A 12,787-nucleotide genomic window follows, 5' to 3' on the forward strand; every position below is an offset into this window, starting at 1 on the left:
AGCTTTTTAGGTTGCTTTCTGAACGGAGAGATTGTCGTGCGAATGATCGTCACCGGCGCGACCGTGATCGACACCGATCCGCGGCCGCGCGTCCTGGAGGGGGCCGACGTGCTGGTGGAGGAGGGGGTGATCGCCGCGGTCGGGCGCGGCCTCGGCGCCGGGGCCGGGGCCGCCGGGGCCGCCGAGGTGATCGACGCGGCCGGTGGGATCCTGCTGCCCGGTTTCGTCGACACCCACCGGCACGTGTGGCAGAGCGCGCTGCGCTCGGTCGCGGCCGACGTCACCCTCGGCGGCTATCTCGACCTCGTGCTGGGCAGGCTCGCCCCCGCGTTCCGCCCCGAGGACGTCCACGCGGCGAACCTGTGGGGCGCCCTGGAGGCGCTCGACGCGGGCGTCACCACGCTGTACGACTGGTCGCACGTCCAGCTCACCCCGGCCCACACCGACGCCGCCCTCGACGCCCTGCGCGAGGCCGGGATCCGCGCCGTGTTCGGCTACGCCCACCCCGCGCCCGCCGACGGCGCGCGCCGCGAGGACGAGGTACGCCGGGTCGCCGCGCTCACCGCCGGAACGGACCTGATCACCCCCGCCCTGGCCGCGTGGGGACCGGTCTACGGCTCCGTCGGCGCCGCGCGGGCCGACTGGCGGCTGGCCCGCGAGCTGGGCCTGCCGATCAGCCTGCACGCGACCGGGACCGGCGCGGTCGAGCGGCTGCACGCCGAGGCCCTGCTCGGGCCCGACGTCATGGTCGTGCACGGCAACGGCTTCTCCGACGAGGCGATGGGACTCCTGGCCGGCAGCGGCGCCACCGCCTCGGTCACCCCGGTCGTGGAGGCGCAGATGGGACACGGATACCCGGAGTCCGGCAGGTTCCGCGACGCCGGCGTCCCGGTCGGGCTGGGCGTCGACACCGTGACCGACGCGCCGGGCGACATGTTCACCGTGATGCGGGCCGCGTTCGCCGTCGAACGCCTGCGCGGCGGCTCGCCGTCCGCCGCCGACATGCTGAGGATGGCCACGCTCGGCGGCGCAGAGGCCCTCGGCATGGCGGACCGGATCGGGTCGCTGCGGCCGGGCGCGCAGGCCGACCTGGTGATCCTGCGGACCGGCTCCCTGAGCCTCTCGCCGGTCCACGACCCGATCGGCGCGGTGGTGACCGCAGCGGGCCCCGGCGACGTGGACACCGTGATCGTCGCGGGCCGCGTCGTGAAGCGCGCCGGCCGCCTGCTGCACCCCGGCCTGCCCGGAGCCCTGGATCTCGTCTCCCGCTCCGCCGCCCACCTCGCCCGCACCGCCGGGCTCGCCACGGCGGCCGTGCGCTGATCCCCCGCTCCCGCCGGGCCCCGGCGCCCGCCCCCGCACGCCGACGCCGGTCCGGGACGACCGGCCGGATGTGTAATGTTCTGGCAAAGCGCGCTGAACGAGGGGTCCGCGGTGCCGGAGATCAGACCGTTGCGGCCGGGGGATCCGCCGCGGCTGGGGGAGTACTCGCTCAAGGGCAGGCTGGGGGAGGGCGGGCAGGGGGTCGTCTACCTGGGGGAGTCCGACGGGGGTGAGCGTGCCGCCGTCAAGCTGCTGCACGTGCGCTTCACCGGGCAGGAGCACGCGCGCTCCCGTTTCGCCCGGGAGCTGGCGGCGGCCCGCAGGGTGGCGCCCTTCTGCACCGCCAGGGTGCTCGACGCCGACCTCGACGGCGAGACCCCCTACATCGCCAGCGAGCTGATCGAGGGCCCCTCGCTGCGCGAGGTCGTCGAGCGCGACGGGCCGCTGTCGGGGGAGGCGCTCGAACGGCTGGCCGTCGGCACCGCCACCGCGCTGGCCGCGATCCACCACGCCGGCATCGCGCACCGCGACTTCAAGCCCGACAACGTCCTGCTCGCCGGTGACGGCCCCAGGGTCGTCGACTTCGGCATCGCGAAGATCATCGACGAGAGCGGCACGATCACCACCCGCGCGGTCGGCACCCCCGCCTACATGGCGCCCGAGCAGATCGCCGGAGAGCGGGTGGGCTTCCCCGCCGACGTGTTCGCCTGGGGCTCGACCATCGTCTTCACCGCCACCGGCAAGGCACCCTTCGGAAGCGAGACGATCGTGGCGACCCTCAACCGGGTCATCAACCACGAGGCCGACCTGAGCGGCGTGCCCGAAGGGCTGCGCGAGATCGTCGCGGCCTGCCTGAACAAGGAGCAGCGCCTGCGGCCCACCTCCGACGCCCTGCTGCGGCGCCTGCTCGGCCACCCGCCCGGCGAGGGGGAGGCGTCGGAGGAGGAGCTGGCCGAGGGGGCGCAGAACGCCACCGTCGACCTGACGGGACCCGGGGAACGGACGGGCACGGCGGGCACGGCGGGCACGGCGAGGACACGACGACGCCGTACCGCGATCACCGCCGTCGCCGGGGGCCTGGCGGTCCTCGGGGTGGCGGGCGCCTTCCTGGCCGCCCGGTCCGGCCTGCTCACCGCCGAGGCCGTGCCCACCCGGACCCTGGCGCAGACACCCCCGCCGCAGACCTCGGTACGGGCCACCCGGACCACCGCCCCCTCGCGCCTGCTCGACCGGATCAGGACCACCCGCACGCTCCGGGTGGGCTACCGCGACGGCCTGCCCGGGATCTCGCTGGGCGACCCGCCCCGGGGCTTCGAGATCGACGTGGCCGAGCGCGTGGCCACGGGCCTGGGCGTGCCGGCCGGCGGCCTGAGGCTGGTGCGCCTGGGCTCCATGCCCAGGGAGGACGCGATCGAGAAGGGCAGGGTCGATCTCGTGATCTCCAACTTCTCGATCGAGAACGCCGACCGCGAGCGGGTCGCCTTCGCCGGGCCGTACTACATCGCCCACCGCGACGTGCTGGTCCGGGCCAGCTCGAAGATCGACAGGCTGGGGGAGCTGCGGGGCAGGAGGATCTGCCTGACGCGGGGCCAGACCACCGGATCGTTGATCCGCGAACGGGGCGTCGCCTTCGTCGACGTCCGGGCGGACGACCCCGTGCAGTGCGCGTCCCAGGTGGCCGACGGCAGCGCCGACGCCATGACCGGGGACGACCTGCTGATCGCCGGGTTCGGGAGCCGCCTCCACGGCATCAGGCTCCAGATCGCCGGGCTCAGGCTCACCACCGAGCGGTACGGCGTGGCGATGAGGCGCGGCGACCCGGTGGCCTGCCGCAGGATCAACGAGGTGATCACCGCCATGTACGCGGACGAGAGCATGGAGCGCCTGCTCAGGAAACACCTGGGCAGGGTCGGGTTCCGCTTCGAGACCGCGCGGCCCCGCCTGGAGACCTGCTAGGCACCGGGAACCCTGCGGCCCCGCGATCGGGACGTGCGCGGACCTTCACGGCCTCACCGGTTCCGCGGCCGGGACGTGCGCGGATCCCGGAGCTCTCCGGTCCCGCGGCCGGGACGCGCGCGAGGGCACGTCCCCCGCGGCACCGCTCGCCGCCCCGCGGGGGACGGCCGGGGCTCACGAACCGACGCAGGTGACGCCCTTCGCCGGGACCTTCCCGCCGATCAGGTAGTCCTCGGTCACCTTCTTGACGCACGAGTCGCCCGACAGGTAGGCGCCGTGCCCCTCGCCCTTGTAGGTCACCAGCACGCCGGTGCGCAGCTCGGCCGTGAGCTTGGGCGCCCACTCGTACGGGGTGGCGGGGTCGCCGGTGCCGCCGATCACCAGGATCGGCGCCGAGCCCGAGGCGTCGACCCGCCTGGCCGCGTCACTGCCGGGGACCGGCCACATCGAGCAGATCAGCCCCATGCCGGCGCCGCCGAAGAGCGGGGAGATCTTCATCGTCTCGGCCTCGATCGCGGCCAGCTGGCCCGGGTTCGGCCGTTCGGCGGTGTCCACGCAGCTGATCGCCGGGAAACTGCTCATCAGGGTGGTGTAGTTCCCGTCCGGCAGGCGGCCGTTGTAGCTGTCGGCCATCGCCAGCAGGATCCGCCCGTCGCCCTTGATCGCCTCGCCCAGCGCCTGGTCCAGCAGCGGCCAGGTCAGCTCCGAGTACAGCGCCGCGGCGATGCCGACGCCCGCCAGCCCCTGCGTCAGCTGCCGGCCGCCGACCTTGAGGGGCCTGTCGTTCAGCTCGTCCATCAGCGCGGTGACGTTCTTGCCGGCGACGGTCACGTCGGCGCCGATCTCGCACTCGCCGGCCCGCTTCACGCAGTCCTTGAGGAAGGACTCGTAGGCGTGCTGGAACCCCTGGGTCTGGACCCTGGAGCGTTCGGCCATGGACACCCGCGGGTCCAGCGGGGCGTCCAGCACGAACCGGCCCACGTTGCGCGGGAACCTGGTCGCGTACACCGCGCCGAGCTGCGTCCCGTAGGAGATGCCGAAGTAGTGCAGTCTCTGCTCGCCCAGGGCCGCTCGGAGGCGGTCCATGTCGGCGGCGGCGTTCACGGTCCCGACGTGCGGGAGCAGCCGGCCCGAGGTCCGCCCGCAGGCCGCCGTGAACCTCCCGGTGACCCGCTGGATCTCGGCCCGCTCGGCGGCGGTGGCGGGCAGCGTGTCCATCGAGGTGTACTCGTCCATCACCGCCCTGTCGCCGCACCTGACGCCGGAGCTGCGGTCCACCCCGCGCGGGTCGAAGCTGACCAGGTCGTAGCGCTTGTTCAGGTCGGTGAAGGCCTTGGCGGCCTGGGCCAGGGTGTCGACGCCCGAGGCGCCGGGGCCGCCGAAGTTGAACACCAGCGAGCCGATCCGTGCCCCCGGCCCCTGGGCCTTGATCCGGATGACGGCGATGTCGATGGCCTCACCGGCCGGGGCGGCGTAGTCGAGCGGGACCCTGAGCCTGCCGCACTGCTGGCCGGGGTCGGGCTTGGCCGGGATCTGCTCGCCGGGCCGCTTGACGTCGGTGCACGGTCCCCAGGTGATCGCGCCCGCGGGCACGGGGGTGGCGGGCGCCGCCGAGGGGCTGGACGAGGCCGGGCCGACGGCCGGTCCCGAACCGGCCGGGGCCGCGCGGTTCCCGCCCCCCTCACCGCTGCAGGCGGCGAGCGCGGTGGACAGGACGGCGATCGTCACGGCCGCCCTGAGGATTCTTGCCATTGGAACAGCTCCCCTGGAGTCGTCTGCCGGGGGAAGCGATTCCACCCTAACCGGACGGGCCCCCCTGGAAAAGGAGAACCCGCCCGGACAGGATCACACTCCCATGGACTGGGTGTCGTTGCTCTCGGCGCCCCCGGCCTCGGTCACGCCGTTCTTCAGGTGGTACATGGCGATGGCGTCGCCCAGCACCTCCGGGTCGAGCTCGCCGCGCCCGACGAGCTGGGTGAGCACGGCCAGCGTGATCGACGCGGCGTCCACGTGGAAGTGGCGGCGCAGCGCCGACCGGGTGTCGGACAGGCCGAACCCGTCGGTGCCGAGCGAGCTCCAGTCACCGGGCACCCACTGGGCGATCTGGTCCTGGACCGCCCGCATGTAGTCGCTGACGCCCACGAACGGCCCCTGGGCCGCCGAGAGAGCCTGGGTGACGTACGGCACCCGCTTCTCGGCGTCGGGGTTGAGCAGGTTGTGCTCCTCGGCGGCGAGCGCGTCGCGGCGCAGCTCCGTCCAGGAGGTGGCCGACCACACCTCGGCCGCCACGCCCCAGTCCTCGGCCAGCATCCGCTGGGCCTCCATGGCCCACGGCCCGGCCACGCCGGAGGCCAGGATGTTGGCCTTGGGCGCCGAACCGGACACGGACGGGGCCGCGGCGAACCGGTAGAGCCCCTTGAGCAGCCCCTGCACGTCCAGGCCCTCGGGCTCGGCGGGCTGCGGGTAGGGCTCGTTGTAGACGGTCATGTAGTAGAAGACGTTCTCCGGCTCCTCGCCGTACATCCTCCGCAGGCCGTCCTTGACGATGTGGGCCACCTCGAAGCCCCAGGAGGGGTCGTAGGAGACCGCCGCCGGGTTCGTCGAGGCGATCAGCGGGGTGTGGCCGTCCTCGTGCTGCAGGCCCTCCCCGTTCAGCGTGGTACGGCCGGCCGTGGCACCGAGCAGGAAGCCCCGGCCCATCTGGTCGGCCAGCTGCCACATCTGGTCGCCGGTGCGCTGCCAGCCGAACATCGAGTAGAAGATGTAGATCGGGATCATCTGCTCGCCGTGCGTGGCGTACGACGAGCCCACCGCGATCGCCGAGGCCATCGACCCGGCCTCGCTGATGCCCTCGTGCAGGATCTGACCCTCGGTCGACTCCTTGTACGACAGCAGCAGCTCGCGGTCGACCGCGTCGTAGGTCTGCCCGTGCGGCGAGTAGATCTTCGCCGTCGGGAAGATCGCGTCGAGGCCGAAGGTGCGCGCCTCGTCCGGGATGATCGGCACGAACCGGTGGCCGATCTCCTTGTCCCGCATGAGGTCCTTGAGCAGGCGGACGAACGCCATCGTGGTGGCGACGTTCTGCTTGCCCGAGCCCTTCTTCAGCTGCGCGTACGCGGAGTCGCCGGGCAGCGTGACCGGCTTGGCGCGTACCACCCGCTTGGGCAGGAAGCCGCCCAGCGCGGCGCGGCGCTCCTTCATGTACTGGATCTCGGGGTCGTTCTCGCCCGGGTGGAAGTAGGGCGGCAGGTCGGCCTCGAGCGCGGAGTCGGGGATCGGCAGGTAGAGCCGGTCGCGGAACTCCTTCAGGTCGGCCTTGGACATCTTCTTCATCTGGTGCGTCGCGTTGCGCGCCTCGAAGTCCTTGCCCAGCGTCCAGCCCTTGATGGTCTGGGCGAGGATGACCGTCGGCTGGCCGACGTGCTCACGGGCCGCCTTGTAGGCCGCGTACACCTTGCGGTAGTCGTGACCACCGCGCGAGAGCTTGCGGATCTCCTCGTCGGACAGGTGCTCGACCATCTTGCGCAGGCGCGGGTCGTCGCCGAAGAAGTTCTCCCGGATGTACGCGCCGTCCTCGACGGAGTAGGTCTGGAACTGCCCGTCGGGGACCGTGTTCATCTTGTTGACCAGCACGCCGTCGACGTCGGCCGCCAGCAGCGGGTCCCAGTCGCGGCCCCAGACGACCTTGATGACGTTCCAGCCGGCGCCCCGGAAGTACGACTCCAGCTCCTGGATGATCTTCCCGTTGCCCCGCACCGGCCCGTCCAGGCGCTGCAGGTTGCAGTTGATCACGAAGGTGAGGTTGTCGAGCTCCTCGCGGGCGGCCACGCCGATCGCGCCGAGCGACTCGGGCTCGTCCATCTCGCCGTCGCCGAGGTAGCACCAGACGTGGCTGCGGCTGGTGTCCTTGATCTTCCGGTTCAGCAGGTAGCGGTTGAACCGGGCCTGGTAGATCGCCCCGATCGGGCCGAGGCCCATGGAGACCGTGGGGAACTCCCAGAAGTCGGGCATCAGGCGCGGGTGCGGGTAGGAGGGCAGGCCCTTGAACCCGTGCGAGAGCTCCTGGCGGAAGGCGTCGAGCTGACCCTCGTTGAGCCGGCCCTCCAGGAAGGCGCGGGCGTAGATGCCCGGCGCCGCGTGCCCCTGGAAGAAGACCTGGTCCCCGGACTCGCCGTGGTCCTTGCCGCGGAAGAAGTGGTTGAAGCCCACCTCGTAGAGCGAGGCCGCCGAGGCGTAGGTGGCGATGTGGCCGCCCACGTTGGTGCGGGCGTTGGCCCGGGTCACCATGACGGCCGCGTTCCAGCGCGTGTAGGCGCGGATCCGGCGCTCGACGTACTCGTCCCCGGGGAACCAGGGCTCGCGCTCCGGCGGGATGGTGTTGATGTAGTCGGTGCTGCGCAGGCCGGGCACGCCGACCTGGTGCTCACGGGCCCGTTCCAGCAGCCGGAGCATCAGATAACGGGCGCGAGTGCGGCCTTCCGTCTTGATGACGTTGTCGAGCGACTCGAGCCACTCCTGGGTCTCACTGGGATCGACATCAGGAAGCTGGCTGGGTAGGCCGTCACTGATGATCGAGAAACGCTGGCGTCCGGAAGCCACTGGGTCTCGCCTTCCGAGGATGGACTTTTGTCTGGTGTGGGTCGTCTTCCATCCTGGTCGCTTACCCCGGAAAGTGCATCTCTACTTCCCGGTAACCAGGAGATCACTGCTGGCAGAGGTAGGAAAGTGGCCTAGACCACCGATGGTAGGACGAATTGCCACCAAAGGTTACATGGTGGTTCCCCCTTTTTTACAGGTTCATCTCCCGGGAATCCGTCCGGCACCGCCCGATCTTCCCGCGCCGGGCCCGGCGGGACGGTCCCGGCGGCCCGTACGGCGCCGCGGGCCACCTGCCCTCCCGCCTCCCGTGACCCTCCGGCGGCCTTCGCCGGGGCCGGTCCACGGTCTCGTTCCTTCCTTATATATGTAACGAACGACCTACGTCCGTGATGCCCGCCCGGGCCGCTTTCCGGGGTGGGCAGTGGGCGGGAGCGGGGTGGTACGTCCCCGTGTGGGGCGATCCGTCCGGGCAGGCACGCGCCGGACGGGGCGGCCCGGCGCGGCCGTGGCGGACCTCGGCCGTCACCGCAGCTCAGGATGGATCGTAGGATCGGTATGTGAGATCTCAGACGATCGAGGTGGTAACGGGTTCCCGGGAACGGGTGCACGACATCACCTCCGAGTGCGAGAGCTTCGTCCGGTCATGTGGGGGCGACGGGCTGCTGAACGTCTTCGTGCCCCACGCGACCGCCGGCGTCGCCGTGCTGGAGCTGGGCTCCGGCAGCGACGACGATCTGCTCGCGGCCCTGGGGGTCCTGCTCCCGGCCGACGACAGATACAGGCATGCGCACGGATCCAGGGGGCATGGACGGTCGCATGTCATGCCGGCCCTCATTCCGCCGTACGCCACCGTCCCCGTGCTGTCGGGACGGCTCGCGCTGGGAACCTGGCAGTCCATCGCGGTGGTGGACCTCAACGTCGACAACCCGGAACGCCAGGTCCGTTTGTCATTTTTGTCGGACTGATTCATACGTAGCCCAGTCGTTGCCGTGGCGACCGTTGACGACTGAGGGTCACAGCGTGTGGACTGTGCCGAAGCACTCTGAGCACCGTGTGAATGCGGGGCCATCCAAGCAGGAGGGACAAACGTGAGCGCGACCGCGGGTCAGGCGCAAGGCGAACGCGGCCTGGCCGAACGGCTCGGCCTCAAGCCGGGTCAGGTGGTGCAGGAGGTCGGATGGGATGAGGACGCCGACGACGATCTGCGCGACTCCATCGAGGAGCTGACCGGCAACGAGCTGGTCGACGAAGACTTCGAGGACGTCGTCGACGTCGTGCTGCTCTGGTGGCGCGACGGTGACGGTGATCTTTTCGACGCCCTGAGCAGCGTGGTGACCAACCTCACCGACGGAGGCCAGATCTGGCTGCTCACTCCCAAGGCCGGCCGGGACGGGCACGTGGAGCCGAGCGACATCGGGGAAGACGCCACCACTGCGGGTCTCTCGCAGACCAGCAGCATCAGTGCCGCCCCCGATTGGTCGGGGACGCGTCTGGCGACGCCCAAGGCGCGCCGCTAAGGGTCCGCCCTGCCGTACGGCTCGCGCGAGCCGTACGGCAGGATGATGACGCGTGCCGTCATCCCGCCGACGTCCGAGAGAGGACCCGCCATGGTGATCGAGGTGGGCGCCCAGGCTCCGGACCTCGAGCTGCGCGACCAGCACGGCACCCCGTTCAGGCTCTCCGCCCACCGGGGCGGAAGGATCGTGCTGATCTTCTACCCCCTCGCGTTCAGCGGCGTCTGCGGCAGCGAGCTCGACGCCCTCAGGGACGAGTTCCTGCCCGCCCTGCCCGGCGACGTCACGGTGGCCACCGTCTCGGTCGACTCGATCTTCGCCCAGCGCGCCTGGGCGGACCGGCAGGGCTACACCTTCCGGCTTCTCTCCGATTTCTGGCCACATGGACAGGCCGCCCGGGCATACGGTGTCTTCGACGAGGAGAACGGCTTCGCGAAGCGCGGGACCTTCGTCATCGACGGCGAGGGCGTGGTCCGCTGGCGTGTCGTGAACCCGATCCCGCAGGCTCGCGACGTCACCGAGTACCTCAAGGTGCTCGCCGAACTTCCCTAAGCGGTGATCCGGTGGCCGCCCGCGAGGCGCCGCCGGTCCGACCTCTCGGAGGCGATCATGCCCTGCTTCTCCTGCGGGGCCAGGCAGACCGACCCCGTACGCGGCGCCAGCCCATGGACGCGCGGGGTACGCGACGAGACACAGGTGCTCATCTGCCCGGACTGCCGGCGCACCCACGACGTTCACCTCGACACGTGCTCCTCGTGCGGCTCGGCCGCGCTGATCTGCCGCCTCGGCGAGGTCGAGTGCCGCTCCTGCGGCGCGGTACGGCTCGCCCGCGGCGGCGGCCGGCCGGTCGCCTCCTGCGCCCCGGGCCTGGCCGACGAGGTCGAGGCCGCCCTGGCCCGGGTCCTGCGCCGCGTCCCCTGAGCGGTCGCGGCCTGTCGCCGACCGGCCGGACCGGGGCCATCTCGCCCTGTGGGCGACGGTCCCGGTGGAACAGGGAAAAGGACATCCGGCCCGTGGCGGCTCGTCGAGGGTGCGCTAGGGTCGGGCTCGATCCCGCCCCTTCGACCCGCTGGATGGGTGCATGAGCTCCTTCGTCGTTGCCCTGGACGTCGGTGGGACGTCGATGAAGGGCGGCCTCGTCACCCGCTCCGGAGAGATCGTCCGTACCGGACGCCGGGCCACCCCGCGCGACCGGGGCCCGGACGCCGTCATCGCGGAGATCCGCTCCTTCATCTCCGACCTCGCCGCCTCCGGCGACGGCCCCCCCGCCGGGGTGGGACTCGCGGTTCCCGGCCTGGTCACCGCCGAGACGGCCGTCTACTCCGCCAACATCGGCTGGCGCGACGTCCCCGCCACCGACCTCGTCCCGCTGGACGTCCCCGTGCGGCTCGGCCACGACGTGCGCACCGGCGGCCTGGCCGAGAGCGTCCTGGGCGCCGGCCGGGAGCTGTCGGACTTCCTGTTCCTGCCGATCGGCACCGGCATCGCGGGCACCACGATCCTGCGCGGCGAGCCGTACGCCGGAAGCGCGGGCTGGGCCGGAGAGATCGGCCACATCCCGGTCCTGCCGGAGGGGGAGCGGTGCGCGTGCGGCCAGATCGGCTGCCTGGAGACCTACGCCTCCGCCTCGGCCGTGGCCCGCCGCTACTCCGCCCGGCTGGGCACCTCACCCGTCTACCCGCCCCTACCGGGGAGCGTCACGGCCGCGGGCCAGGGTCCCGTCACCGCAGAGAGGGTCGCGGCCCTGACCGCGGCGGGGGACCCGCTCGCCACCGAGATCTGGGGCGACGCGGTCGAGGCCCTCTCACTGGCCCTGGCCACCTACACGCTGCTGCTGGACCCCTCGGCCATCGTCCTCGGCGGCGGCCTCGCCGAGGCGGGCCCGCTCCTGACCGTCCCCCTGGCCGAACGGCTCGGTGCCCGTCTCGCCTTCCGGGAAGCCCCGCCGCTGCGCCGGGCCGCCCTCGGGATGTCCGCGGGCATGCTCGGCGCCGCCCTCCTCGGCTGGTACGCCGCCGGTGTCACCGATGCGGGCGATACGTGGTCGGTCGATGTGCCGGAATCCCCTCCGGTGGCGTAAGGTTGTCCCGTCTATCCGGCGGGATCCCCGGGGCGCTTAGCTCAGCGGTAGAGCGCTCGCCTTACAAGCGAGATGTCACTGGTTCGAACCCAGTAGTGCCCACCAGCCAAAACGCCCCGTATCCGATCTTCGGAACGGGGCGTGAGTGACTACTTCGGAAGATTCCGTCCATCGCCTCCGCGCCATGCGTGAGCATCGGGTGGTCCTGCTGGTAGCAGACGGTTTCCGGACATCATTTCGAGACGAACCCTTGATCCCAGATGCCCGTCAATTTGGATCAAACCCAGCGTGTTCAGCCTTCGTCGAACAGGTCTTCCAGCATGAGACGAGCCCGATCAGGGACGGGTTCGTCGGGGAAGACCTCCGCACACAGGGCGAGGATCTCGTCGGTCGAGCCAAGGGCGAGGCGCTCGGCAAGAGCCTGGATGTCGCTGATATCCCTTCGGCGGGCAGCCAGGACCTTCATCGCGAATAGATGTTCCGGTTATGCTGCGGATACACGTAGCCCAGGATGATCGAAGACGCGCCGGGCCGAACTGTCTCCACCCGGAGCAACGTAAGCACTGGCCTGCTCATTGAGCCACCACGACGGCAGCCCGAGTTCTGATGCGACCGCGCGTGCCTCGTCAAGGACAATCCCGTGCGGTTCGAAGACGGCGTCGATGTCACGGGTGGACCGGCGGGCGTCGTAGGCCAATGCCATAGCCGCCCCACCGAAGATGTAGAGATCGGCAATGACCCCTCGGCGGGCGAGGCGATCACCGAGTCGCCGGAACGCGTCCTCGATCGCAGCCCGATCGAGGAGAGGGACGTCGTTCATGCGACCTCTAGCTCCTGAGGGTGGATGAAGACTCCACGACGGCGGAAGGAAGCCGGTGCGTGGACGAACGCGTCGACGCGGGCTGCCGGAGTGTTGAACGGAAACCAGAACTGGTGGAGTCGCCGTGATTCGACCCAGGAGGGGCCGGCATGGCCGTCTTTCGCGGCGAGATACTCGGCGAGCGCGGCAAGGAAGACGTCCCAGTGAACATCACCCACGCTGGAGGGCTCCAGGGACAACAGGTCGAGCCGGACCACAGATGGCTCGTGCCGGTACTCCTCCAGGAATTCGGCGACCAGGCGCCAGCGTGTCTCCTCGTTGGGATGATCGGCCAGCCAGTCTGCAAGCACCGAGATGGAGGCGGCTTGATACTGTCGGACGCGCTTCATGGACATCACGGTAGCCCAATGCCCGACGCAGGGTGATCGGTTGGATCAGCCCTGCTCGTGGAGGTATGCCAGCCTAAACTCGCACCTGTGAGAGCGAGGCGCGGGG

The 12,787-nt window shown here is 71.1% G+C and carries 12 protein-coding genes and 1 tRNA gene; 8 read left to right on the forward strand and 5 right to left on the reverse strand.

All coding sequences use genetic code 11. The annotated features are described in order from the left end of the window. The first annotated feature begins 42 nt into the window (after window positions 1-42). Together ACZ6RT_RS00845 and ACZ6RT_RS00850 are read left to right on the forward strand one after the other, a co-directional pair. Window positions 43-1,323, forward strand: coding sequence for an amidohydrolase family protein (locus tag ACZ6RT_RS00845; protein WP_399187167.1), 1,281 nt, complete (start codon window positions 43-45; stop codon window positions 1,321-1,323). A 75-nt stretch (window positions 1,324-1,398) separates the two neighbouring features. Further along, complete coding sequence (locus tag ACZ6RT_RS00850; protein WP_399186991.1) at window positions 1,399-3,279, forward strand: serine/threonine-protein kinase; 1,881 nt, start codon at window positions 1,399-1,401, stop codon at window positions 3,277-3,279. A gap of 174 nt (window positions 3,280-3,453) precedes the next feature. Here ACZ6RT_RS00850 and ACZ6RT_RS00855 read toward each other — a convergent pair whose 3' ends face one another. Together ACZ6RT_RS00855 and aceE are read right to left on the reverse strand one after the other, a co-directional pair. Next, entirely contained in the window at window positions 3,454-5,031 is a 1,578-nt protein-coding gene (locus tag ACZ6RT_RS00855; RefSeq protein WP_399186990.1) for an alpha/beta hydrolase, read from the reverse strand. A gap of 93 nt (window positions 5,032-5,124) precedes the next feature. Further along, window positions 5,125-7,878: a pyruvate dehydrogenase (acetyl-transferring), homodimeric type gene (aceE, locus tag ACZ6RT_RS00860; protein ID WP_399186989.1), complete on the reverse strand. Its 2,754-nt coding sequence runs from the start codon at window positions 7,876-7,878 to the stop codon at window positions 5,125-5,127. Window positions 7,879-8,435: 557 nt separating this feature from the next. Between aceE and ACZ6RT_RS00865 the strand changes: the two genes are divergently transcribed. The 6 genes from ACZ6RT_RS00865 (at window position 8,436) to ACZ6RT_RS00890 (ending at window position 11,577) form a co-directional block, all read left to right on the forward strand. Then, on the forward strand, window positions 8,436-8,843 hold the full coding sequence (locus ACZ6RT_RS00865; protein ID WP_344896094.1) for a secondary thiamine-phosphate synthase enzyme YjbQ: 408 nt from the start codon (window positions 8,436-8,438) through the stop codon (window positions 8,841-8,843). Between the two features lie 123 nt (window positions 8,844-8,966). After that, entirely contained in the window at window positions 8,967-9,395 is a 429-nt protein-coding gene (locus tag ACZ6RT_RS00870) for a DUF3052 domain-containing protein (protein WP_344896091.1), read from the forward strand. Between the two features lie 90 nt (window positions 9,396-9,485). After that, entirely contained in the window at window positions 9,486-9,944 is a 459-nt protein-coding gene (locus ACZ6RT_RS00875) for a peroxiredoxin (RefSeq protein ID WP_399186988.1), read from the forward strand. Window positions 9,945-10,001: 57 nt separating this feature from the next. After that, window positions 10,002-10,313: a hypothetical protein gene (locus ACZ6RT_RS00880; RefSeq protein ID WP_470151641.1), complete on the forward strand. Its 312-nt coding sequence runs from the start codon at window positions 10,002-10,004 to the stop codon at window positions 10,311-10,313. 160 nt (window positions 10,314-10,473) lie between these two features. Beyond that, window positions 10,474-11,472: an ROK family protein gene (locus ACZ6RT_RS00885; protein ID WP_399186986.1), complete on the forward strand. Its 999-nt coding sequence runs from the start codon at window positions 10,474-10,476 to the stop codon at window positions 11,470-11,472. Window positions 11,473-11,502: 30 nt separating this feature from the next. Next, window positions 11,503-11,577: transfer RNA gene (locus ACZ6RT_RS00890), tRNA-Val, on the forward strand. Window positions 11,578-11,764: 187 nt separating this feature from the next. Here ACZ6RT_RS00890 and ACZ6RT_RS00895 read toward each other — a convergent pair. Genes ACZ6RT_RS00895 through ACZ6RT_RS00905 form a run of 3 tightly spaced genes read right to left on the reverse strand, consistent with a single transcriptional unit; the run spans window position 11,765 to window position 12,681 of the window. Next, window positions 11,765-11,938 (reverse strand): hypothetical protein, encoded by a 174-nt coding sequence (locus ACZ6RT_RS00895; protein WP_470151642.1) that lies wholly within the window; start codon window positions 11,936-11,938, stop codon window positions 11,765-11,767. 18 nt (window positions 11,939-11,956) lie between these two features. After that, window positions 11,957-12,292: a hypothetical protein gene (locus ACZ6RT_RS00900; protein WP_470151644.1), complete on the reverse strand. Its 336-nt coding sequence runs from the start codon at window positions 12,290-12,292 to the stop codon at window positions 11,957-11,959. Continuing rightward, entirely contained in the window at window positions 12,289-12,681 is a 393-nt protein-coding gene (locus tag ACZ6RT_RS00905; RefSeq protein WP_470151646.1) for a hypothetical protein, read from the reverse strand. The genes ACZ6RT_RS00900 and ACZ6RT_RS00905 overlap by 4 nt, the downstream gene beginning before the upstream one ends. Window positions 12,682-12,787 lie beyond the last annotated feature (106 nt).

This window comes from Streptosporangium sp. NPDC050148 (assembly GCF_055586505.1).

Coding starts and splice junctions, on each gene's coding strand:
- ACZ6RT_RS00900 (WP_470151644.1), bottom strand. CDS start 12,292: ATGAACGACGTCCCTCTCCTCGATCGGGCTGCGATCGAGGACGCGTTC.
- ACZ6RT_RS00875 (WP_399186988.1), top strand. CDS start 9,486: ATGGTGATCGAGGTGGGCGCCCAGGCTCCGGACCTCGAGCTGCGCGAC.
- ACZ6RT_RS00905 (WP_470151646.1), bottom strand. CDS start 12,681: ATGAAGCGCGTCCGACAGTATCAAGCCGCCTCCATCTCGGTGCTTGCA.
- ACZ6RT_RS00885 (WP_399186986.1), top strand. CDS start 10,474: ATGAGCTCCTTCGTCGTTGCCCTGGACGTCGGTGGGACGTCGATGAAG.
- ACZ6RT_RS00850 (WP_399186991.1), top strand. CDS start 1,399: ATGTTCTGGCAAAGCGCGCTGAACGAGGGGTCCGCGGTGCCGGAGATC.
- ACZ6RT_RS00845 (WP_399187167.1), top strand. CDS start 43: ATGATCGTCACCGGCGCGACCGTGATCGACACCGATCCGCGGCCGCGC.
- ACZ6RT_RS00895 (WP_470151642.1), bottom strand. CDS start 11,938: ATGAAGGTCCTGGCTGCCCGCCGAAGGGATATCAGCGACATCCAGGCT.
- ACZ6RT_RS00880 (WP_470151641.1), top strand. CDS start 10,002: ATGCCCTGCTTCTCCTGCGGGGCCAGGCAGACCGACCCCGTACGCGGC.
- ACZ6RT_RS00855 (WP_399186990.1), bottom strand. CDS start 5,031: ATGGCAAGAATCCTCAGGGCGGCCGTGACGATCGCCGTCCTGTCCACC.